This window comes from Methylomonas rapida (genome assembly GCF_024360925.2).
Classification (GTDB): domain Bacteria; phylum Pseudomonadota; class Gammaproteobacteria; order Methylococcales; family Methylomonadaceae; genus Methylomonas; species Methylomonas rapida.
This window is the reverse complement of the sequence record NZ_CP113517.1, coordinates 3,964,066-3,984,507: the sequence shown is the minus strand read 5'-3', so window position 1 is coordinate 3,984,507 and position 20,442 is coordinate 3,964,066. Positions and strand designations below refer to the sequence as shown.

Below are 20,442 nucleotides of genomic sequence, written 5' to 3'. Positions count from 1 at the left end.
TATTAAACCCAGATTGGATGTTTTGAATTTCGAGGGCATGGCATGGCGACGATCACTCAACTTTCTCAGCTGGATCTGAACGGGCATTATTCCTATGCCGACTACCTGAACTGGCGGCTGGACGAAACCATAGAACTGATCAAGGGCAAGATCAGCTTGATGAGTCCTGCGCCGAGTCTGGATCATCAGCGCGTTTCCACCCGCTTGACTGGAATTTTATACGCTCAATTCAAGAAACAGCCTTGCCAGCTTTTTGCGGCACCTTTTGATGTACGCCTATACGACCGCCGCAAATCGGTCGTGGCCAATCAGGATATTTACACCGTGGTGCAGCCCGATTTATGTGTGATCTGCGACACCGGCAAACTGGATCAGCGCGGTTGTCTGGGCGCGCCGGACTGGATCATCGAGATATTGTCCAAAGGCAATTCCAAGAAGGAAATGCAGACGAAATTCGAGCTATACCGGGAAAGCGGGGTCAAGGAATATTGGATCGTTTACCCGTTCGAACAGGCCGTGCATCAGTTCGTGCTCGACGAAGAACACGACAAATATGAGTTGCTGGCCATGTTTTCCGGCGAAGACCTCGCCACATCGCATGTCTTCCCCGATTGCGAGGTCGACTTGCAGGAAGCCTTTGCAGAGTGATTTTTAAACAGGTTTTTATGAAGCGATTTTTAACATTAGCTGGTGCGGCTTATTTTTTTGCCGCATCGGCTGTTGCAGACCTGCGCGCCACCGGCGATTTGGGTGTCGTGATCGAGCGCGAGACCGGCAGCGTGCAAGTCATCAACACCAGCACGCCCAAGATGCTGAGCCGGATTGAAGGCTTGGGCGACTTGTCCCACGCTTCGGTGGTGTTCTCGCGTGATCAGCGCTATGCCTACGTGTTTGGCCGCGACGGCGGCTTGAGCAAAATCGATCTGTTGCAGGACAAAATCGAAAAACGCGTCGTGCAGGCCGGCAACAGTATAGGCGGGGCGATTTCGCAGGATGGCAAAGTCATTGCCGTATCCAACTACACGCCGGGTGGTGTCAAGCTGTTCGATGCTGAGACCTTGGAGCAGCTGGCCGAGATTCCGGCCGTTTACGGCGACGACAACCAGTTATCAAAAGTGGTCGGCTTGGTCGATGCGCCGGGCGGCCGTTTCGTTTGCAGCCTGTTCGAAGGTAACGAGATTTGGCTGATAGACGCCAAGAATCCACGCCAGCCGGTCGTCAAGAAATTCAAGGACATCGGCAAGCAGCCTTATGATGCCTTGCTGACGCCGGATGGCCATTTCTACGCGGCCGGACTGTTCGGCGAAAAAGGCCTGGCTTTGCTGGATTTGTGGCAGCCGGAGCTAGGCGTGAAACATATCCTGGATGACTATGGCAAGGACGACGAGCAATTACCGGTTTACAAAATGCCGCATCTGGAAGGCTGGACGGTGGCTGGTGAACTGCTATTCGTGCCGGCCATCGGCTTGCATGAGGTGTTGGTGATCGATAAACACGATTGGGAACTGGTCAAACGCATTCCGGTCGTCGGACAGCCCGTGTTCGTGATGTCCCGACCGGATGGTCGCCAGGTGTGGGTGAATTTCGCCTTTCCGGACAATCAAACCGTACAGGTCATAGACGTCAAGGATTTCAATGTCGTCAAGACCCTGCAACCCGGCAAGGCCGTGCTGCACATGGAATTCAGCCCGCGCGGCGAAGCCGTCTGGATGGCGGTGCGCGACGAGGACAGGGTGATGGTTTACGACACCGAATCGTTTAATGAGACCGCCCGCCTGCCGGCGCAAAAACCCAGCGGGATCTTTTTCAGTAATCGCGCCAATCAGTTGGGGTTGTGATGCTGGCGTCCTTGCACAAGCATTTGCTGAACGATTATCAGCAGGATTTTCCGCTGAGCCCGACACCGTTTCTGGATATCGCCGAGCAGCTTGGCGTCACGGAAGGCGAAGTGCTGGCGGCGTTTCAGGTATTGGCCGAGCAACAGATGATTAGCCGTATCGGTCCCGTGATCGCGCCGAACGCCATCGGCAATAGCGCTTTGGTGGCGATGGCGGTTCCGGAGCAGGATTTGGCGCACGTCGCCGCCTTGGTGAGCGCCTATCCGGAAGTCAATCATAATTACGAGCGGGAAAACCGCTTCAATTTGTGGTTCGTGCTGATCGCCTCCGATCAGGCTCACTTGCAGCGGGTGATTAGCGATATCGAGACTCAAACCGGTTATAAAACCATGTTGTTGCCGATGTTGGCCGATTATTTCATCAACCTGGGTTTTGAACTCAATCTGAACGACTGAAATCCCCATGGACGCCTTGGATTATCGCTTGATTGCCGCCGTGCAAGCGGGCTTACCGCTTACCGCGAGGCCCTATGCCGCCATCGCCGCGCAATTGGACATGGATGAGCAGGATGTCATCGTTCGGCTGGGGCGTCTGAAAACGGAAGGTTTGATCAGGCGCTGGGGCGTCGTGGTCAAGCACCGGCAGCTAGGTTATCGCGCCAATGCGATGATCGTGATGGATATTCCTGACGATCAAGTTGCGGAAATGGGCCTGCGTGTCAGCCAGCACAGCTTCGTCAATCTGTGTTATCGCCGACCACGTCAAGGCGAGGTTTGGCCGTATAACCTTTATTGCATGATACACGGCAAAAATCGCGAGACGGTTTTGCAGCAATGGGCCGATCTGCAACAAAGTTGCGGCCTGGAAGCCTGTCGGCACGAGATTTTATTCAGTCGTCGTTGTTTCAAGCAGCGTGGGGCTATTTATAAAGCGCCCGTGATTGAGCCATTGGAGTTTAGTCATGGATGACATCGACAAAGCCATCATCAACCGTTTGCAACAGGGCTTGCCGATTTGCGAGTCGCCTTATAGATATGTCGCCGAGCAGCTTGGTGTGGCCGAGGCGGAATTGCTGGAGAGGCTGCAAAACTTGTTGAACCAGGGCGTTTTATCGCGCTTTGGGCCGATGTATCACGCCGAGCAAATGGGCGGCGCCTTGACCTTGGCGGCGATGAAGGTGCCAGGGGAGCGTTTCGACGAAATCGCAGACATCGTCAATGGCTTTCCGGAGGTGGCGCATAACTATGCGCGTAACCACGCCTTGAACATGTGGTTTGTGTTGGCGACCGAAAAGCCGGAACAAGTGCAGGCGGTCATCGATGCCATCGAACGGCAAACCGGCTTGACGGTCTACAACATGCCGAAAATCAAGGAATATTACGTGGGCTTGCAGTTGGAGGCTTGATGGAGACGCGGCTGTTGGATCATTGGTTGATATGTAAAATGAGTATATAAAACGCATATCGTTCTATTTGCAGGAGTTTTACATGTCAATGTCGTATTGTCCGATGACCTCAGTCGCGAGTTGGATAGCGTGGCCCAGGAAAACGAAGCCAACAAAAGCGAAATTTTGCGCAAGGCCATGATGTTGTATCTGTCCGCGCAAGATGGCCGCCGCCGTGGGCTGAAATTGGGCTTGGATGAACCTTCCATCCAAAAAATTGGAAACCGAGGTTGTCGGTTTATGAACCGTATCGATCTCAACCAGCCGCCACCCAATCACACATTTCAGTGTTTTGGTGAATAGGCATGTTCATTCCTAAGTAATTTCTATGGACTCCGAACCAGTCAAAATAATGATCGACACTATCGACCGTCAAATCATCCAGGCCACCCAGGCCGGCTTGCCGCTGGTCGCGGAACCTTATCAGGCCGTCGCCGAGCAATTGGGCATCACGGCTCAAGAAGTGATGCTGCGCATGGCGGACATGCTGGAGGCTGGCATCATTCGGCGGATTGCGGCGGTGCCGAATCATTACAAACTGGGTTATCGCCATAACGGCATGACGGTCTGGGATGTCGATGACCGGCATGTAGACAGCCTGGGGCAGCGCGTCGCCGAATTGCCGTTCGTCAGTCATTGCTACCAACGGCCTCGCCATTTGCCGGATTGGCCGTATAACCTGTTCGCGATGGTGCACGGCAAGACGGAACAAGACGCCGAAAAACAAATCGCCGTGATCGCCGAATTGTTGGGCGAGGATTGCTACCGGCACGCGGTGCTGTACAGCACCAAGATTTTGAAGAAAACCGGCTTGAGGATTGCAGGGTAACATGTTTCGTCTGAGTCAATACATGCGCGAACTCGTGCATCCAACGCCGTTGGGCAAGCCGCGCAAACCGTCCGGCCCGGTGGTAATCTGGAATCTGATCCGCCGCTGCAACTTGACTTGCAAGCATTGCTATACCACGTCTGCCGACATCGATTTTCCAGGTGAACTGACGACGCCGGAAATTTATGCGGTGATGGACGATCTGAAAGCCTTCAAAGTGCCGGTATTGATTCTGTCCGGCGGCGAGCCGTTGCTGCATCCGGATATTTTTCCGATTTCGCAACGCGCCCGCGACATGGGCTTTTACGTGGCCTTGTCCAGCAACGGTACGCTGATCGACAAAAACAATATCGAGCAAATCGCCGCGATCGATTATCAATATATTGGCGTCAGCCTGGACGGCATGCGAGAGGCGCACGACAAGTTCCGCCAGAAACAAGGTTCGTTCGACGCCTCGCTGGCCGGCATCCGCTTATGCCGAGAGCGCGGCATCAAGGCCGGCGTGCGTTTCACGTTGACGCGGGACAACGCCCACGATTTCGATGCCTTGCTCCAGTTGATGGACGACGAAGACATCGACAAATTCTATCTGTCGCATCTGAATTACGGCGGCCGCGGCAATAAAAACCGGAAAGACGACGCCGAGTTTCAATTGACCCGCAAGGTCATGGACGCCTTGTTCGAAAAGGCGCTGAGCTGGGAACAGCAAGGCCTGCACCGCGAAGTGGTCACCGGCAACAACGATGCCGATGCCGTATATTTCCTGCATTGGGTCAAACGCCGCTTTCCCGAGCACGTCGAGCATATCCAGGCCAAGTTGCAGCAATGGGGCGGCAATGCTTCCGGCGTCAACGTAGCCAATATCGATAATCTGGGTAACGTGCATCCCGATACCTTTTGGTGGCATTACAACTTGGGCAGTGTCCGCCAGCGGCCGTTTTCCGAGATCTGGCAGGATGTGTCCGACCCATTGATGGCCGGGCTGAAGGCCTCGCCGCGCCCGCTGAAAGGCCGCTGCGGCACCTGTCATTATCAAAGCATTTGCAACGGCAATACCCGCGTCCGCGCCCAACAACTGACCGGCGATTTTTGGGCTGAAGATCCAGGCTGCTACCTGGATGACGAGGAAGTTTTCAGCTAGGATTAATATCCCATTTTTACTTGCAGTAAGAGCGATTCAATTCACGACTAGGGCGGTGACTGATTTTGCGGAAGCTAGATGAGACAACAGCTAGAGAAGATTGCAGTAACGCTCATGAAGGCTGTGCGTCGTTCCCACCATGACTTTCAGCGTAACTTTCAACTACAGTAGCCGAAAATTTGAGAGTTACTGCAAATTTTCTGCGCTGTGGTGGGATTTACTGGGTTTTCTTGAGACAAGAAAAAACCCGCCAACCCTTACGGGCTGCGGGTTTTGAGTCTTTCTGATACTTCTTGATACTAATACTTGGTGGAGGCGGCGGGGATTGAACCCGCGTCCGCAAGCACTCCGCCACAAGCTCTACATGCTTATCCCGCGCTTTTGATTTAACTGTTGACTACCCGTCGGGCCAAGAAAATCAACAGCGATTCCGATTGGATTTAGCGCTGCTGGCTCCGGACTAAGCCTTGGCGCGATCTTATGTAATATGATCCCTGAGCGCTCCCGAAGGAACTCCAGACGCATAAGTACATCTGGTCAGAGAAGTGGTGCAGGTTTTAAGCTGCTAAGGCCACTGAGTAGTTTTCGTCGTTTGCGAATACTTTTTTTCAGTAGGTTTTACGAGCTGTACTGTGCTCGGCATGCACCTGAGGTTTTGCTACCCACGTCGAAGCCATGTCGCCCCCAAGTAAGTTCATTCTATCTAATTTCAAAAAAAATTGTCACAAATATTTTTTTGTTATCAAGCTGATTTTATTAGTTTTAACAATGGCTTGATAGAGACCGAAAAATACTGTCTGGCCTCATCGCCAACGCTGCCGGTGTAGCTGCCATGCAGGTATAAATCCACGCCGCAGACCTTGGAAATCATCGAACAGCGACCGCTGATGGCGAATTGATTGCCTTGTAGCCGATAAGTCAACGGCACGCAGTCGTTTCTTACTATGGGACCTGCAACGACAAAATCAAGGCGTTGATCGAAAGTGTCGTAAACCAAGGAGTCGGGTACGAGACTCAAAGTTGCCAGCAGGATGGTGTCGTCATCGGCTATGCAGCCGTAAATGTGGCATTGGCTCTGTTGCAAGTCATGCGTTAGCCATTGGGCCAAGGTGCTAGCCTGCAGACTGCCATGATGAGATAGGTCAAGATTTTCCAGACCGTAAAATCGTTTCATGCACCTTCGAACCCACTGTCATTAAGTTAAGCCGTCATACCGGCAGGGATTTGCTTCGCGCTCTGACGCGTGTCGGTATCCAGTTCACAAGGAAGTGAAAGGCCTTTGCCATTCTTGGTTTCTGGGTTCCGCTAATCCCTGCCGGAACGACAAGTTTTTTCTTAACTTAATGGCCTTGACCCGCGAATTCCATTTGGATTTTTGGCACTATAACAGACCATGCCATTTTTGCCGGTCGGAGAATGCACCGGATTTTGCCCAAATCAATCCGGCGCGGGCCGTCAATCGCTATTTGTTTCCACGATCTGCCGGATCAGTGCTTCGGCGCCATCCAGTTCGTGCTCGTAAATGTCGGTGCGATACGCGGCGTTTGCCAGACTGACATTCGATTTCAGGCGCAAGGCGTCAGTTTCGTCGATTTTGACGCGGGTCAGGGTGGACAGACCGGGTTGCAGCGGATGCTCGCGCAGTTCGTCGGCATCCAAGGCGATGCGCACTTGCACGCGCTCTGCGATGTGGATGAAATTGCCGGTGCTATTGTCGGTGGGCAGCAAGGCAAAGGTACTGCCAGTGGCGGGGGTCAGGCCTTCGACGCGGCCGTGGTATAACCTTTCATTGCGATAGGCGTCGACGCGGATTTCCGCCGGTTGGCCGGGGCGAATATCGGCCACCTGGGTTTCCAGAAAATTGGCTTCCACCCAGACTTCCTCCAGCGGCACGATGACCAGCAAGGGCGCGCCACTTTTCAGGCTGTCGCCGATTTGCGCCTTGCGCTTGGCGACGTAACCGGAAACCGGCGCAATGACGTTACGGCGTTCATAATCCAAGTAAGTCTTACGCAGCTTGCTTTTGGCTTTTTCGACGGCCGGATGATCGTTTAGAGAGGAATCGAGCAATTGTGCCTCGATGCCTTGTTGCTCCGCGCGGGTTTCGCGGATCACGGCCTCCAGTTCGCGCATCTTGTCCTGAGCATTTTGCACTTGTTGTTCGGAGACGGCGCCGTCCGCGGCCGCGGCGCTAAAGCGGCTCAGGTCATGCCTGACTTGGCTCAGCGCGGCCTCCTTGGCCAGAATGCGCTGTTTCAGGGTTTCCACCTTGCTTTTCAGCGTAACGATGTTACGCACGGTTTCGGCCAGTTCGGCCTGGGCCTGTTGTAGGGCGACCAGGGCGTGGTTGCCGTCTAGTCTGACCAGTACATCGCCTTTTTTGACCTCGCGGGTGTTTTCGGTTAGCAATTCGACGACGGTGCCGTCGCTTTGTGCCTTGAGCGTGATCAAATGCCCGGCGATGAAGGCATCGTCGGTGCTGACCCAGTCGCGATGCTCCAGCCACCAGTATAAGCCACCGAGCAGGGCGGCCAACAGCAAGGCCAGCGTCATCAGTTTCAGGCGGCGGTTGCGCTGGCGGAGGATTTCGCGCGGACGAATCTTTTTGTGCATAGGGTTCAGGATTTTGGATTGGTTTGGGTGCTGGCGTCGTAGCCACCGCCCAGCGCCTTGATGATACGGACCGCTGCCTTGCGCTGTTCGGCTGTCAAGGCCGTCAATAATAGCCGTTCCCGGTTGGCTTGGAGACGGGTCAACAAGGGTTTGCTTTGGTCGCCGAGGCCGGTGCGGGCCAGGCTCTCGCCGAGGCGATTATTCGTTTCGGCATTGGCCAGGCTTTGTGCTTGTTCCGTCAGGCGCGCCTCGAGCTCGCGCCAACGGCTCAGGGCGTCGGCCACTTCCTGCACGGCATGTACCAGGCTGGCATTGTAACGTTCGACGGCGGCATCGTAGCTGGACTGTTGATAGCTCAGATTGGCGCGCAGGCGGCCGCCCTCGAAGATCGGGAATTCTATCGACGGTCCCACGGCATAAGCCAGGCTGGAGCCTTGCAGCGCGATGTCGGCCAGATCGACGCTATGCAGACCAGTAAAGGCGATCAAGTTCACGTCGGGGTAAAACGCGGTTTCGGCAACCTTGATTTCCTCGGCGGCGGCTTCCGCGTGCAGGCGCGCGGCCGTCAGATCGGGGCGGCGCGATAACAGGTGTAGCGGCAGGTCGGCCGGTAATGGAGGGGGCTGTAGTGCCGAGAGTGGCTGAATTTGAATGATTTGTTCCACGTCGGGGCCCTTACCGGTCAGCGCCGCCAAAAGATGCCGCTGCAGTTCCCGTTCGGCTTGCAAGCTGGCTTGTTGCTGTTTGGCGTTATTCAGCGCGATGCGCGCTTGCAGCGCCGGAGCTTCGCCGCTCAAGCCATTGTCGAAACGGGCTTGTTCCAGTCTTGCCAGCGCTGTGTGATCGCCGACGATGTCTTCGGCAATTGCCAGTTTTTCCGTTGCCGCCTGTAAATCAAAATAGACCCCAGCTACCGCGACGGCCAGTAATAGCTTGGCGTCGGCGGTTTCGGCGGCCACGGCCAGCGAACGGCTGACCGCGCCTTGCAACGAGGCTTCGTCTCGGCCCCAAAAATCCAGGTGGTAGCGCAAGATCAGCGGGTTGATCAACAATTGGCGGAAATTTTCGCCGGCGAATTTGGCCTGTACGCTGTTGGCGGAATAGCGTTGCGCGCTGAAGCTGATATTGGCGTCGACGGTTGGGTAGAGTTCGGCGGCTTGCGCGTCGACCATGGCTTGTGATTGGCGCAGGCGGGCTTCGGTGGCTTTGAAATCCGGGTTGTCGGCCAGCGCGGTTTCGATCAGCCGGCTCAACGTGGCGTCGTTAAATCGCCACCACCAGTTTTGCCGTGGCCATTCATCGAGGAATGGCCGTTCCGTGCGCGCCGACTGCAAGGTGTGGCCGATGTCCGGCATGGCGTTCATGCGCGCGCGCTCGCTTTCCTCGCCGAACCAGGCACAACCCGACGTGGACAGCAACAGAGCGATTAGCAGTGATCGGCTTTGCATCAGACTTCCTCGGCGGTGATTTCTTCGGTTTCGCGGCGTAATTCCTCGCGCGCGCTGACTTTGACCGGTACGCGTGTCGGCTGGGCGAACCAGACCAGCAGTGCCAGCCCCACGAACGCGCAGCCGGCCAGCCAAAACGCGTCATCGAGGCTACGGATCAATTCGGCCTGGGTGGTCAGCTTGGCGAATTTGGCAAACGCCATGGTTTCGTCGAATCCGACGCTAGTCAATGTTTGCACGGTTTGCAGCCGAAATTCGTCGAACCCGGCATGGTTTTCGGCGAAGCGGGTGACATGAAACGGTGTGCGGCGATATAGCACGATGCCTTGCAAGGTAATGCCGATCGCGCCGGCCGCGATGCGGAGCAGATTGGCCAATTCCAGAGCCTTGGGATGGCGTTCGGGGGGTAAGCCGTGCAACAGCAATGCGGTCAGTGGGACGAAAAAACTGCCGAGGCAAACGCCTTCCAGCAATTTGGGCCAGAACAGTTGCTCGAATGAGGCTGGGTCGTCGAAGCGGCTCAACCAGAAATAGGTAGCCGCAAAGCAGAGCAGATTGGCGCTGGCCAGCAGCCGGGCATCGCAGCGTTTGACGACTTCGTGGAATATGCCGGCCATCGGTTTGGCGAAAATCGCCATCGGCAGAAACACCAGGCCCGCGAGCAGCGAGGAATAACCGAGCGACACCTGCAATTGCACGATCAGCATGGACAGCAGACCTTGAAACATCAAGAAGCCGAAAAACAGCGTGAAGACGCCTATCGTGAAATTACGGTGGGTGAACAAACGAATATCCAGAAAAGGCCGGCGCTGGCTCAGTTCCCAGATGATCCAATAGCCTAGCGTGACCATGATGAAAATCCCCAGGCCTATCAGGTAAGAGGAATTGCCCCAGTCCCAGTCGTTGCCCTGGTTCAGCAGGGTCTGCACGCCGAGCAGCACCAGGCAGAACAGCAAAAAACCGAGAGTATCGAAACGCTGGCGCAAGCGTGGGCTGCCTCGCTGGTATAACAGGGCGCCAATGGTGCCGGCAATCGTCAACGCCACCGGTGCATTAAGCCAGAAAAGCCAGCGCCAGCCCAAGGTGTCGGCAATCCAGCCGCCCAATGGCGGGCCCAGTGTAAACGGCGTCAGCGTAAACAGGCTCCAGATACCAATGCCGATGGATTTGCGTTTGTCCGGATATTCCTTGAGCAATAAAGCCTGTCCCAGTGGTAAGGTCAAGCCGCCGGCGAAGCCGAGCACGATACGGGAGGCGAGATAAACAGGGAGTTGGGTCGCCAGCGCGCACATCGTCGAGGCCAGCGCGAACACTACGAAGGCTGCGACGAACGGCCGATATTCGCCGAAGCGGCGCGCCAGCCAGCCGCCGAGCGGAACCCCCAGCGCCAGGCTGATCATGTAATCGGTCTGGGTCCAGGTCGAGAAACTCAACGGTATGCCCAAGCCCCCGGCCACGCGCGGCAGCATCGCGATGTAGGCGCCGGCATTGAAAATCACCAGTGCATGGCTGGCGCCCAGACACAGGTTGAATAGCGTAAAGCGCCAGCCACGCAAGCGTTTGCCATACGCAATGCTCATCGCCTAGCTAGGATACGGGAAAAGCCAGGCCAGCCCAGGTTTTCCAATGCTTGCGGCAATAACTGTTCACCAAGCGCGGCAATCCGCCGTTTGAAGGCCTGGCTGTCGGTTTGCAGCGAAGCCAGCGCCGCGCCGTCCACGTTGAAATCTTCGGTCCGGGTACGGGCGATGACTCTGCCGGTAATGGGATCGATCAACTTCAGCAAAATCTGCAGGGAGGTCTGGCCTTCGAAGATTCGATAGTTGCCTATGCCGATTTCCAGGACGCCATCGAAGTCGCCGAGCTGGCGATAATCCATGGGGCTTTGTTCCTGTGCGTACCAATCTTGCGTGGCCCGGCGCCAGTGCTGCAAATTCGCATTGCGGTGATTATCTGCCATTGGCAGCGGATAGGGGGCGCGATTCAGCCTGGCGTCGATATTCCGGGATTCGAATTGAGTTTGCGCCAACTCCGCTACCATTTGGACGGGGTTCCAGACCAATTCTGTGGCGCTGTCCGCTGTCATGGGCGCGTCGAGCGGATGATTCTGTTCGTCATCCGCGCTGAGCAAACCCGCAATGATGACGCCGCCGGCATTTCGATAGCGTTTGCTGGTCAATGCGACAGGCATGGCCATGTTGTCATAATGACCATATGCGGGCATCCGTTGCGTTAATGGGTCGGGTATGACTTCCAGCGGTGGGGATTCCAGCGGGACGAGCAGCAGGGATTGCAGTTTGGCGGGGTCCTGTCTGGCGGGCTTGATATCCGCGGCCCAACAGCCAGTCAACAAGCACGCCAGCAGCAGGCACAGGCTTGATAGTTTTATCAAAGTAAAGAAGGATGCCGGATTTGTGTGAGGCCATGGCATGGTGTCTGCGGTATTGTTCATATCGGCTCTCCGATAAGGGTTGCGGAAAAGGCGCGATGCGTCTGGTAGCGATTCAATATAGATGAGGTTTTTATATAAGACAAACGATATTTATTAGACTTTAATATTGATGATGTCGATAATAAATCCATGGACATCGATCAAATCAAAACCTTTCTCAGCGTCGTCGCCAACGGCAGTTTTTTGGAAGCGGCCAATCGTTTGTATGTGACGCAATCTACGGTCAGTACCCGGATTCAGCGCCTGGAGGCTTATTTGGGCGTACCGCTGTTCGTGCGCAATCGTTCGGGGGCCAGCTTGACCTTGCAGGGCAAGCGTTTTCTTCGGCACGCCAAGTCCCTGTTGCTGACCCTGGAGCAGGCGCGCCACGACATCGGCTTGCCCAGTCGCTTTCGCGCCAGCGTCACCATCGGGGCCAGGATCGCGTTATGGGAAATGTTGCTGCCGCGCTGGATCAGCGAGATCCGGCGCGAGATGCCGGATATTTCGATTCGCAGCGATATCGGGTTTGAAGATGATTTGATGCGCGGCTTGATCGAAGGCAGCATAGACATCGGCATGATGTATACGCCGCAGCATAGCGCCGGTTTGCAAGTCGAGCATTTGTTCGATGAAACCTTGGTTTTGCTGACCAGCGATCCTGGTCGCCCTTGGCCGAACGACGATTACATTTACGTCGATTGGGGGCCGGGTTTTTACGCCCAGCATAGCAATAGCTACCCAAATCTGGAGCGGTCGGCGCAGGTGGTCAATATCGGTTGGCTGGCGCTGCAATTGATGCTGGCCCAGGGTGGTGGTTCTTGTTTCTTGCCGATTCGCTTGGCCGAGCCCTGGCTGGCGGCGGGTAAGTTGTTTCACGTCGCAGGCAGCCCGCGCTTTACGTTGCCTGCTTATTTAGTGTCCGCGCGCGACGGCGATGCCGACGTGTTGGGGCCCATTTTGGCACGATTGCGTGCGCTGGCTGAGCAGGAAAGACAGAAATCCTATCCCTGATGTCCTTATTCCAAGGTCGAGGACGCGACATGAAAAGCATCGCTATAAATATTCTGAAAGCTGGCGCCTTTCAAAAACGCTTTGCGCTTGGTTTGATTGACCATCTCCGGATGGCCGCACAAGTACACGCGCCATTCCTTCAGGCTGGGTAACGCTGCCAGAGCCACTTCATTGGCCCGGCCTTGCGTGATGCCTGCCGGCGCGTCGCCGCGCGATACACAGGGGGTGTAATGAAAGTTGGGATGTGCCTTGGCCAGTTGCCGCATTTCATCGATCCAGTACAGGCCATCCACTTCCCGGCTACCGTGATACAAATGAATCTCGCCGCGGTGGCCGTGGTGCAGGGCTTCCTCGATGATGCCGGCCAGTGGCGCCAAGCCGCTGCCGGTGCCGACCAGCAGCATGTTTTGCTCCAGATCGTTGGGCAGGTAATAACACAGCCCCTGCGGGTCCGAAACGGCAATCTTGTCGCCGACCGCCAATTCCTGATGCGCCCATTCGCTGAAACGGCCACCCGCCAGGCGGCGGATATGAAAAGTCAGTTTATGCGCGTGAACGCGGTTGTTGGCGATCGAATAGCTGCGTATCAAGCCGTCCGCCCGTTTCAGATTGACGAACTGGCCGGCGTAAAAATCCAGCGGTTCGTCGAATTCTATCGTCAGCAGCAGGGTTTCAGGGTTGAGCAATTCCTTGCCGGTCACCGTGCCGTCAGTAAAGGTGACGGGGCTGTCGCCGATGCTGACATGCATGTCTTCATGCGGGATGCACAAGCAGGCCAAAAAGTAGTTCTGATGTTTCAGCACGTCTTTCAGGCCTTTTTGCGCGTTGGTGGGAGGCGCGCCGTCGGTGCTGCGAATCATGCAGCTTTGACAGGCGCCTTCCTTGCAGGAATAGGGGATGTCGATATGTTCACGCAATAAGGCATCCAAAACCGATTCACCTTCTTGGCAAACGATCTCATGGTCGGCGGTGGTGATTTTTTTTGGCGACATCCCCGGCTCCTGTTGATTTAGTTAGCGACCCAATACGTCGGTGCGTGTGCTTTCCGCGATGGCCGCGACTTGGTCGATCAAGTTTTGCGGCACGTTGAGTTCGCGCAAGGTGCCGGTCAGGTGTTCCATTACAGCATCGAAATGGGAATCATCCAAACCCATTTTCACCAGGTGCGCGTGTCCTCTGCGCATGTCAGCGCCGCTGTAGTTATTCGGCCCGCCGAATGCCATGGTTAAAAAGGCTTTTTGTTTGGCCGCCTGCTTTTCCATATCGGTGTGATCGAAAAAACGGTTGATGCGGTGATCATCCAGCACTTTTCGATAAAAAATGTCTACGGCGGCATTTACGGCGGCTTCGCCGCCTAATTGTTCATACAGCGTAGTAGCGGTTGCACTCATAATGATTTTCCTCTGCTTGTAGTAAAAAATTGCGCAAGCCTTCAGGCTCGGAGATAGGGTAAGGTAAAGAAAATGGTTTTGCAATAAATTTATTATAAAAGTGTTTTTTATTAAGTAATGGGAGGTGCTCGCGTTTAGCTATGTTATGCTTGGGCCGTTAGGATTATCATTGTTCAACCTTTGACGATTTTTTGTACGATGAATACACATACCGGTTCTCGCCAAGAACAGATTATGACGTTGTTGTTGAATGCCTCAAGCGGCTTGAGTATCGATGACATGGCGGCAAAATTGGATATTTCGCGCAATGCGGTCAAGCAGCATCTGGTGGTATTGGAGAAGCAGCAGCTGGTGAAGGAAGGGATCTTGACCAGTACAGGTGGTCGGCCTGCGCGCTGTTATGCCTTGACCGAGCAAGGCGTCAATCATTTTCCGAAGCAATATGCCTGGTTCTGCAATTTGTTGTTGAACGACCTGGCTGCGGAAATGACGCCGGAATCGCTGGAAAAAATGATGTGGAACATGGGCGTTAAATTGGCTAACTCGCTAGCCCCTCAATTCGGCCACAAAAATACGCAGCAAAAACTGGAGGCGCTGGTCGAGCTGATGCAAAGTCTGGGCTATCATGCCGAATTGGAGCAGCAAGAGGGGGGGCAGAGCATCAAGGCGGTCAACTGTGTCTATCACGACTTGGCCCAGCAGCATCCCGCGCTGTGCCATTTCGATCAGGCTCTGATTACCACCTTGCTGGAAAAGCCCGTCGAGCAGATTAGTTGCATGGCGAAAAAAGACTGCGCTTGCCGATTCAATATTGCCAGGTCAAGCGCGTAAGCTGATTATTTCGAACGGGATTGGGTTTGAGGTTTCAGCCGTTCTTGGCTTTATGGTTGATGTAGCTACGGGCGATCTTGCGCAGGCCGTTGGAGGATATTTCCAGGCCAAACGGAGAGCCTATCGATTCCAGCTCGTACATCAAATCGGTGGCGGCGATCAACGTCAGATAACGCAGACCCTCGGCGCCGGGCAATTGCTTGGACACGCTGCGCAGCAAAGGGCTCAATTCGTCCCAGGATTCGTTGATAAACATTCTTACCGGATCGTCGCCTTCGCTAGGGTTGGCGGTCAGCCCTCGTTCAAACGCGGCGCCGGCTTTTTGCAGGACGTTACGCAGCGTATTGCGGCTGGCCGCCAGTTCGCCTTCCAGCGGGGCCTGGGCAATGGCCTGGTCCAGCGAAGCCTGCCAGTCCTGCCAGAGGGTTTGCCACTGTGCCAGTTCGCTGTCGCTGAAGGCTGCCGCCGGCGTGGTGTTCGGCGCTTTCAGGTTGGAGGTAAACCCCAAATTCAACAAAATGCTGGTCGCATCGGCCTTGACCGAGTTGAAGCGCAGGCTGTTGACCGAATCGTGCAGTTGTTCGCTATCTTCCGCCGGGACGTAAGGCAGCAGGGTTTTGACGATGTCGCCGCGCGATTTGTTCAGGTCGATTTTTAAATCCGCCAGTTTGGGCGCAACGACTTTTTGCAACAGCTCCTGCAATTGCGCGATGTTCAGTGGCTGACCGCTGCTGTCAATGGCGTTGGTGCGGGTGACTGGAAAACTCAGCACGTTGCCACTTTTATCCAGCGTCGGTTTTTGCAAGGTTTCCAGGATGCCGTTCCATTTGATCAAGGTCATGCATTTGCCGCCCATTTTGGCGCCGAATTGTGCGTGTACATGGTTGTCGATTTTGATTTGACCGTCTTCACCGTCAATGTGCGGGTCAGATAAATCCAGAAAGCTGCATTGCTTGCCATCATGCCACAGGCGGGCGGTTTGGCCTTCGCCGGTAAATAGTTGGCTGACCAGCACATTGCGAATCAGGCGATAGTCCAATGGCACGGGGACATTGATTTCGCGGGCAAAACTGGCGGTGGACGACAGCAGGCTGGCGCCGATGAGCAGGGTACGCAGTAGGGTCATGATTTACTCCTCGATAAGGGTGGCGCCACCTCGATAAGCCGACGAGATCGGATAACGGCGGTCGCGGCCGAAAGCTTTGGTGGTGATGCGGATGCCGGGTGGCGATTGCCGGCGCTTGTATTCATTGCGATCGACCAGGCTGGTGGTACGTAGCACCGCATCGGCGGGATAACCCAAGGCAACGATTTCCTTGGCCGACTTGTCCTGCTCGATATACAGCGCCAGAATTGGATCCAGCACCGCATAAGGCGGTAACGAATCTTCGTCCTTTTGATCGGGCGCAAGTTCCGCCGATGGCGCCCGCGTGATCACGCGCTCTGGAATCACCGGCGACAGCGTATTGCGATACTCGGCCAGGCGGTACACCATCAATTTCGCCACGTCCTTTAGCGGCGCAAAGCCGCCGGCCATGTCGCCGTAGAGCGTGGCGTAACCGACGCTCATTTCGCTCTTGTTGCCGGTGGTCAGCAGCAACTTGCCTTGTTTGTTGGATAGCGCCATCAGCAAAATGCCACGGCAGCGAGCCTGAATGTTTTCTTCGGTGGTGTCTTTTCGGGTGCCGGCAAACAGCGGCGCCAGCATGTCGTTAAAGGCAGTCACTGCGGGTTCTATCGGCAGAATATGGTATTTGACCCCCAGCGCGTCGGCTTCCAGTTTGGCATCCTCGACGCTCATATCCTGCGTGTAGCGCGAAGGCATCAACACTGCCTCGACCTTGTCGGCACCCAGAGAGTCCACCGCCAAGGCTAACACCACGGCCGAATCGATGCCGCCGGACAGGCCCAGCAAGGCGCCGTCGAAGCCATTCTTGCGTACGTAATCCTTGATGCCGAGCACCAAGGCTTTATATTCGCTGATTACCGGCTGATAGAGCGGGGCTATAGTGGTTTTGATGGGGCGATGATCGATGAACTCGACAATGTCCAGTTGCTCTTCGAATTCCTTGGCGCGAAACACCACTTCGCCATGTTGGTCGGCGACGAACGAGGCGCCATCGAATACCAATTCGTCCTGGCCGCCGATCTGGTTGACATAGACCAGCGGTACCCCGGCGTCCTTGATCTGGCTGCAGATGATGTTCTCGCGTTCATGCATCTTGCCGGCATGAAACGGCGAGGCATTCAACGCCAGAATGACATCGGCTCCGGCTTCGCGGTTTTTGGCGATGATGCCGGGTATCCAGATGTCCTCGCAAATAGTCAGTGCCAGCGTGCAATCTTTGATTTCGAACAAGCTGATTTGATGGCCAGCGTTGAAATAACGATGCTCGTCGAAGACGCCATAATTCGGCAGGGCCTGTTTATGGTATTCGGCGATCACCTGGCCGTCGCGCAAGGCGACGGCGGCGTTGTAGCGCCATTTGCCGCGAATTTGCGGATAGCCGATAACCAGGGTGATGCCGCGAACCTGCTGTTTGATATGCTCGACCGCCCGCTGTGCCTGCTGGATAAAGTCCTCGCGCAGCAAAAGATCTTCCGGCGGGTAACCGGTCATGCACAATTCCGGAAACAGAATCACATCGGCCTGTTGCCGTTTGGCCTGCTCGGCCGCGGCGATGATCTTGGCGCGGTTGGCCTGGATGTCGGCAACGGTGAAATTGAGCTGGGCGAGGGCGATTTTTAAGGACATTAGGTAGGGTTCACAACGAGTGGGTTGACTGTTGGTTCGTAGCCGGCTTTACGTGGTAACGATCAGAAATTACGCTGCTTGCTGGTGGGGTACGTTGATCAACATACTTTCTATGCTCAAGTGATAATCCAGAGCGGGCCATTCGATACCGGTTCCACCACAAATAAAGTGGTGATGGTTTCGTGATGGTTCGTCGGCGCTTTGTAATTCACGATACCAGCTCAGCGGGGTCGAAATGATACGGCCGTCCGCCAATTCGACATGTAAATATTGCTCGTCTAAACGTATGCTTTTACCGGTCACAAAAGTACTCATGCCATGCCTCCATGAATGATCGTTGATGAATAGAGGTGATTTCAAGCGCCTGTTTCAAATCCTTGGGTTTCAAATTAGTACGGACTACTCATAAGTTTTCCAATTCAATTTTGGCAAATTCGTCGCCCTTGCTGATGTGAATGTGCATGGGTTGATGCTCGTTTGCATAGAAGAAAAACTTGAAACCCATTAGATTGAGCAAGGTCGGCATTTGTTTCGTTAAAAACAATCCCGCATCGCCGCGCCGATGTCCGACGGCGAACTGACCATGCTTACGCCGGCCGCCTTCATCGCAGCAATCTTGCCGTTCGCGGTGCCGGTGCCGCCGGTCACGATCGCGCCTGCGTGCCCCATGCGTTTGCCGGGCGGCGCGGTCTGGCCGGCGATGTAGCCAACCACCGGCTTCGTGACATGGGCTTTGATGAATTCTGCCGCCTGTTCCTCGTCGCTGCCGCCGATTTCGCCGACCATCACGATGCCGTGCGTGTCCGGGTCATTCTGGAAGCGACTCAGTACGTCGATGAAATTCATGCCGTGGATCGGGTCACCGCCAATGCCGACGCAGGTACTTTGTCCCAAGCCTTCGCGGGTGGTTTGATGCACGGCTTCGTAGGTCAAGGTGCCGGAACGGGAGACGATGCCGATTTTGCCGGGCAGATGAATGTGGCCGGGCATGATGCCTATCTTGCACTCGCCGGGCGTGATCACGCCAGGGCAGTTGGGGCCGACCAGTAACGAGCTCGTGCCTTGCATCGCGGCTTTGACCCGCATCATTTGCAGCACCGGAATGCCTTCGGTGATGCAGACGATCAGTTCGATGCCGGCATCGACCGCTTCCAGAATAGCGTCGGCGGCAAAGAAAGGTGGTACGTAAATCATCGTCGCGCTGGCGCCGGTGGCTTTGACGGCTTGGGCAACGGTATCGAATACCGGCAAGTCCAGGTGTGTCGAGCCGCCGCGACCGGGCGTGACGCCGCCGACCAATTGCGTGCCATAGGCCAGTGCTTGTTCGGAATGGAAAGTGCCTTGCTTGCCGGTGAAGCCCTGGCAGATAACCTTGGTGTTTTTGTCGATCAAAATGCTCATGGGCGGTCGCCCTCCATGGATGGAGTAAGTGTCGACGATGGTCGGGAACCGGCGTCGACCTCCGCCAATGTCACCGCCAGTTCGGCGGCTTGATTCAAGTCTGCGGCCGGCACCAGGCCCAGGCCGGAATTTTTCAGCATGTCCAAGCCTTGCTGCACATTGGTACCTTCCAGGCGCACCACCACCGGGATGGTCAGATGCATTTCCTCGACCGCGGCCAGAATGCCGGCGGCGATCACGTCGCACTTGACGATGCCGCCGAATATGTTGACCAGCACGGCCTTGACCGTACCGTCGGACAGAATCAGTTTGAAGGCTTCCTTGACTTTGTCCTTGTTGGTGCCGCCGCCGACGTCCAGAAAGTTCGCCGGCGCGCCACCCTTCAGCTTGACCATGTCCATCGTGGCCATCGCCAGGCCGGCGCCGTTGACCATGCAGCCGATGTTGCCGCCCAGGGTGATGTAATTCAGGTCAAACTGCTTGGCCTCGGCCTCCTTGGCGTCTTCCTGAGAGGGGTCGCGTAAGCCGGCGATGTCGGGATGCAGGGCGAGGGCGTTGTCGTCGAAATTGATCTTGGCGTCCAGGGCAACTAAATGGCCGTCTTCGGTTTCGATCAGCGGGTTGATTTCGATCTGGCTGCAATCCTTGGCCAGAAACAGGTGGTACATGCCGCTCATGATGGCTTGCAGCTGGCCCTGTTGCTCTTTGCCCAATTGCAAGGCCGCGCCGATTTGACGGCAGTGATAAGCTTGTAATCCGGCCGCGGGGTGAACTTTTACGCGAACGATTTTTTCCGGGGTTTCGGCGGCCACGGCTTCGATATCCATGCCGCCGGCGGCGGAGGCGATAAAGATCAGGCGTTCGCTGTCACGGTCTATCAGCAGACTCAAGTAAAATTCGTTTTTGATCGCGGACGCCTCTTCGACCCAAACAGCATTGACCGGCAGGCCTGCGGCATCGGTTTGATGCGTGACCAAGCGAGTGCCCAGCATGGCCTTGGCATGCGCGCCAACTTCATCCAGGCTTCGGGCGACTTTGACCCCGCCGGCCTTGCCGCGGGCGCCGGCGTGGATTTGCGCCTTGACCACCCAGGCAGAGCTCGGCAATTGCTCGGCGGCTAGCCGGGCCTGTGCCGGCGAATCGGCGACTATGCCTTGTGGCACGGCAATCGTGTAATCGCGAAACAACTGCTTGGCCTGGTATTCGTGAATGTTCATCTGTGACTCCGTTGTGTTTAGGTGCGGGGCGCAAGATTCAAAACAGCCTCGACTTTCGTCTTTTTCCCAATCCTTGAACCCTGTATCTT

General features: G+C 55.6%; 21 protein-coding genes, 1 other RNA gene and 1 pseudogene. 9 read left to right on the top strand and 14 right to left on the bottom strand.

From position 1 onward, the window contains the following. The first annotated feature begins 42 nt into the window (after nucleotides 1–42). The 7 genes from NM686_RS18790 to nirJ all read left to right on the top strand — a co-directional run bounded on the left by NM686_RS18790 (nucleotide 43) and on the right by nirJ (nucleotide 5,252). The gene (locus tag NM686_RS18790; protein WP_255189355.1) at nucleotides 43–648 is read left to right on the top strand and encodes a Uma2 family endonuclease; all 606 of its coding nucleotides are present in this window, start codon (nucleotides 43–45) and stop codon (nucleotides 646–648) included. 17 nt (nucleotides 649–665) lie between these two features. Next, the gene (locus NM686_RS18785) at nucleotides 666–1,838 is read left to right on the top strand and encodes a cytochrome D1 domain-containing protein (protein WP_269021893.1); all 1,173 of its coding nucleotides are present in this window, start codon (nucleotides 666–668) and stop codon (nucleotides 1,836–1,838) included. Beyond that, a complete protein-coding gene (locus NM686_RS18780) occupies nucleotides 1,838–2,293 on the top strand; it encodes a hypothetical protein (RefSeq protein ID WP_255189354.1) in 456 nt (151 codons plus the stop codon). Before NM686_RS18785 ends, NM686_RS18780 begins: the two co-directional genes overlap by 1 nt. A gap of 7 nt (nucleotides 2,294–2,300) precedes the next feature. Then, a complete protein-coding gene (ahbB, locus tag NM686_RS18775) occupies nucleotides 2,301–2,807 on the top strand; it encodes a siroheme decarboxylase subunit beta (protein ID WP_255189353.1) in 507 nt (168 codons plus the stop codon). Then, on the top strand, nucleotides 2,800–3,243 hold the full coding sequence (locus tag NM686_RS18770; RefSeq protein ID WP_255189352.1) for an Lrp/AsnC family transcriptional regulator: 444 nt from the start codon (nucleotides 2,800–2,802) through the stop codon (nucleotides 3,241–3,243). The genes ahbB (NM686_RS18775) and NM686_RS18770 overlap by 8 nt, the downstream gene beginning before the upstream one ends. A gap of 391 nt (nucleotides 3,244–3,634) precedes the next feature. Continuing rightward, entirely contained in the window at nucleotides 3,635–4,111 is a 477-nt protein-coding gene (gene ahbB / locus NM686_RS18765) for a siroheme decarboxylase subunit beta (RefSeq protein ID WP_255189351.1), read from the top strand. A gap of 1 nt (nucleotide 4,112) precedes the next feature. Beyond that, a complete protein-coding gene (gene nirJ, locus NM686_RS18760; RefSeq protein WP_255189350.1) occupies nucleotides 4,113–5,252 on the top strand; it encodes a heme d1 biosynthesis radical SAM protein NirJ in 1,140 nt (379 codons plus the stop codon). Nucleotides 5,253–5,559: 307 nt separating this feature from the next. On the opposite strand, the gene ssrA is transcribed toward nirJ, so the two are convergent. The 6 genes from ssrA to NM686_RS18730 all read right to left on the bottom strand — a co-directional run bounded on the left by ssrA (nucleotide 5,560) and on the right by NM686_RS18730 (nucleotide 11,765). Then, nucleotides 5,560–5,938: a transfer-messenger RNA gene (gene ssrA, locus NM686_RS18755) on the bottom strand. Between the two features lie 56 nt (nucleotides 5,939–5,994). Continuing rightward, the gene (locus tag NM686_RS18750; RefSeq protein ID WP_255189349.1) at nucleotides 5,995–6,426 is read right to left on the bottom strand and encodes a hypothetical protein; all 432 of its coding nucleotides are present in this window, start codon (nucleotides 6,424–6,426) and stop codon (nucleotides 5,995–5,997) included. 281 nt (nucleotides 6,427–6,707) lie between these two features. Continuing rightward, entirely contained in the window at nucleotides 6,708–7,865 is a 1,158-nt protein-coding gene (locus NM686_RS18745; RefSeq protein ID WP_255189348.1) for an efflux RND transporter periplasmic adaptor subunit, read from the bottom strand. 5 nt (nucleotides 7,866–7,870) lie between these two features. Next, on the bottom strand, nucleotides 7,871–9,313 hold the full coding sequence (locus NM686_RS18740) for an efflux transporter outer membrane subunit (RefSeq protein ID WP_255189347.1): 1,443 nt from the start codon (nucleotides 9,311–9,313) through the stop codon (nucleotides 7,871–7,873). Beyond that, nucleotides 9,313–10,893, bottom strand: coding sequence for a DHA2 family efflux MFS transporter permease subunit (locus NM686_RS18735; RefSeq protein ID WP_255189346.1), 1,581 nt, complete (start codon nucleotides 10,891–10,893; stop codon nucleotides 9,313–9,315). Before NM686_RS18735 ends, NM686_RS18740 begins: the two co-directional genes overlap by 1 nt. Next, on the bottom strand, nucleotides 10,890–11,765 hold the full coding sequence (locus NM686_RS18730) for a hypothetical protein (RefSeq protein ID WP_255189345.1): 876 nt from the start codon (nucleotides 11,763–11,765) through the stop codon (nucleotides 10,890–10,892). Before NM686_RS18730 ends, NM686_RS18735 begins: the two co-directional genes overlap by 4 nt. Before the next feature lie 129 nt (nucleotides 11,766–11,894). Between NM686_RS18730 and NM686_RS18725 the strand changes: the two genes are divergently transcribed. Then, nucleotides 11,895–12,758, top strand: coding sequence for a LysR family transcriptional regulator (locus NM686_RS18725; RefSeq protein ID WP_255189344.1), 864 nt, complete (start codon nucleotides 11,895–11,897; stop codon nucleotides 12,756–12,758). Between the two features lie 5 nt (nucleotides 12,759–12,763). Here the strand turns inward: NM686_RS18725 and NM686_RS18720 are convergent, their stop codons facing one another. Then, nucleotides 12,764–13,750, bottom strand: coding sequence for a 2Fe-2S iron-sulfur cluster-binding protein (locus tag NM686_RS18720; RefSeq protein WP_255189343.1), 987 nt, complete (start codon nucleotides 13,748–13,750; stop codon nucleotides 12,764–12,766). Between the two features lie 21 nt (nucleotides 13,751–13,771). Then, entirely contained in the window at nucleotides 13,772–14,149 is a 378-nt protein-coding gene (locus tag NM686_RS18715) for a group I truncated hemoglobin (protein ID WP_255189342.1), read from the bottom strand. A 198-nt stretch (nucleotides 14,150–14,347) separates the two neighbouring features. Here NM686_RS18715 and NM686_RS18710 point away from each other — a divergent pair, with 198 nt between their 5' ends. Next, a complete protein-coding gene (locus NM686_RS18710; RefSeq protein WP_255189341.1) occupies nucleotides 14,348–14,980 on the top strand; it encodes a helix-turn-helix transcriptional regulator in 633 nt (210 codons plus the stop codon). Between the two features lie 34 nt (nucleotides 14,981–15,014). Here the strand turns inward: NM686_RS18710 and NM686_RS18705 are convergent, their stop codons facing one another. The 6 genes and pseudogenes from NM686_RS18705 to sucC all read right to left on the bottom strand — a co-directional run bounded on the left by NM686_RS18705 (nucleotide 15,015) and on the right by sucC (nucleotide 20,353). Next, nucleotides 15,015–16,106, bottom strand: a complete 1,092-nt coding sequence (locus NM686_RS18705) for a hypothetical protein (protein ID WP_255189340.1) — start codon at nucleotides 16,104–16,106, stop codon at nucleotides 15,015–15,017. Between the two features lie 3 nt (nucleotides 16,107–16,109). Beyond that, the gene (locus tag NM686_RS18700; protein ID WP_255189339.1) at nucleotides 16,110–17,735 is read right to left on the bottom strand and encodes an NAD+ synthase; all 1,626 of its coding nucleotides are present in this window, start codon (nucleotides 17,733–17,735) and stop codon (nucleotides 16,110–16,112) included. A 69-nt stretch (nucleotides 17,736–17,804) separates the two neighbouring features. Continuing rightward, nucleotides 17,805–18,050: a DUF2442 domain-containing protein gene (locus NM686_RS18695; protein ID WP_255189338.1), complete on the bottom strand. Its 246-nt coding sequence runs from the start codon at nucleotides 18,048–18,050 to the stop codon at nucleotides 17,805–17,807. Continuing rightward, nucleotides 18,028–18,198 (bottom strand): annotated as a pseudogene (locus tag NM686_RS21840) (DUF4160 domain-containing protein). Before NM686_RS21840 ends, NM686_RS18695 begins: the two are co-directional and overlap by 23 nt. Nucleotides 18,199–18,269: 71 nt before the next feature. After that, on the bottom strand, nucleotides 18,270–19,136 hold the full coding sequence (gene sucD, locus NM686_RS18690) for a succinate--CoA ligase subunit alpha (protein ID WP_255189337.1): 867 nt from the start codon (nucleotides 19,134–19,136) through the stop codon (nucleotides 18,270–18,272). Further along, nucleotides 19,133–20,353, bottom strand: a complete 1,221-nt coding sequence (gene sucC / locus NM686_RS18685; protein WP_255189336.1) for an ADP-forming succinate--CoA ligase subunit beta — start codon at nucleotides 20,351–20,353, stop codon at nucleotides 19,133–19,135. The genes sucD and sucC overlap by 4 nt, the downstream gene beginning before the upstream one ends. Nucleotides 20,354–20,442 lie beyond the last annotated feature (89 nt).

What these genes read in the sequence shown, in the direction of transcription:
- NM686_RS18770 (WP_255189352.1), top strand. Translation starts at nt 2,800, where the DNA reads ATGGATGACATCGACAAAGCCATCATCAACCGTTTGCAACAGGGCTTG.
- NM686_RS18720 (WP_255189343.1), bottom strand. Translation starts at nt 13,750, where the DNA reads ATGTCGCCAAAAAAAATCACCACCGCCGACCATGAGATCGTTTGCCAA.
- sucC (WP_255189336.1), bottom strand. Translation starts at nt 20,353, where the DNA reads ATGAACATTCACGAATACCAGGCCAAGCAGTTGTTTCGCGATTACACG.
- nirJ (WP_255189350.1), top strand. Translation starts at nt 4,113, where the DNA reads ATGTTTCGTCTGAGTCAATACATGCGCGAACTCGTGCATCCAACGCCG.
- sucD (WP_255189337.1), bottom strand. Translation starts at nt 19,136, where the DNA reads ATGAGCATTTTGATCGACAAAAACACCAAGGTTATCTGCCAGGGCTTC.
- NM686_RS18780 (WP_255189354.1), top strand. Translation starts at nt 1,838, where the DNA reads ATGCTGGCGTCCTTGCACAAGCATTTGCTGAACGATTATCAGCAGGAT.
- NM686_RS18730 (WP_255189345.1), bottom strand. Translation starts at nt 11,765, where the DNA reads ATGAACAATACCGCAGACACCATGCCATGGCCTCACACAAATCCGGCA.
- NM686_RS18700 (WP_255189339.1), bottom strand. Translation starts at nt 17,735, where the DNA reads ATGTCCTTAAAAATCGCCCTCGCCCAGCTCAATTTCACCGTTGCCGAC.
- NM686_RS18735 (WP_255189346.1), bottom strand. Translation starts at nt 10,893, where the DNA reads ATGAGCATTGCGTATGGCAAACGCTTGCGTGGCTGGCGCTTTACGCTA.
- NM686_RS18745 (WP_255189348.1), bottom strand. Translation starts at nt 7,865, where the DNA reads ATGCACAAAAAGATTCGTCCGCGCGAAATCCTCCGCCAGCGCAACCGC.
- NM686_RS18785 (WP_269021893.1), top strand. Translation starts at nt 666, where the DNA reads ATGAAGCGATTTTTAACATTAGCTGGTGCGGCTTATTTTTTTGCCGCA.
- NM686_RS18715 (WP_255189342.1), bottom strand. Translation starts at nt 14,149, where the DNA reads ATGAGTGCAACCGCTACTACGCTGTATGAACAATTAGGCGGCGAAGCC.
- ahbB (WP_255189353.1), top strand. Translation starts at nt 2,301, where the DNA reads ATGGACGCCTTGGATTATCGCTTGATTGCCGCCGTGCAAGCGGGCTTA.
- NM686_RS18705 (WP_255189340.1), bottom strand. Translation starts at nt 16,106, where the DNA reads ATGACCCTACTGCGTACCCTGCTCATCGGCGCCAGCCTGCTGTCGTCC.
- NM686_RS18790 (WP_255189355.1), top strand. Translation starts at nt 43, where the DNA reads ATGGCGACGATCACTCAACTTTCTCAGCTGGATCTGAACGGGCATTAT.
- NM686_RS18710 (WP_255189341.1), top strand. Translation starts at nt 14,348, where the DNA reads ATGAATACACATACCGGTTCTCGCCAAGAACAGATTATGACGTTGTTG.
- ahbB (WP_255189351.1), top strand. Translation starts at nt 3,635, where the DNA reads ATGATCGACACTATCGACCGTCAAATCATCCAGGCCACCCAGGCCGGC.
- NM686_RS18750 (WP_255189349.1), bottom strand. Translation starts at nt 6,426, where the DNA reads ATGAAACGATTTTACGGTCTGGAAAATCTTGACCTATCTCATCATGGC.
- NM686_RS18725 (WP_255189344.1), top strand. Translation starts at nt 11,895, where the DNA reads ATGGACATCGATCAAATCAAAACCTTTCTCAGCGTCGTCGCCAACGGC.
- NM686_RS18740 (WP_255189347.1), bottom strand. Translation starts at nt 9,313, where the DNA reads ATGCAAAGCCGATCACTGCTAATCGCTCTGTTGCTGTCCACGTCGGGT.
- NM686_RS18695 (WP_255189338.1), bottom strand. Translation starts at nt 18,050, where the DNA reads ATGAGTACTTTTGTGACCGGTAAAAGCATACGTTTAGACGAGCAATAT.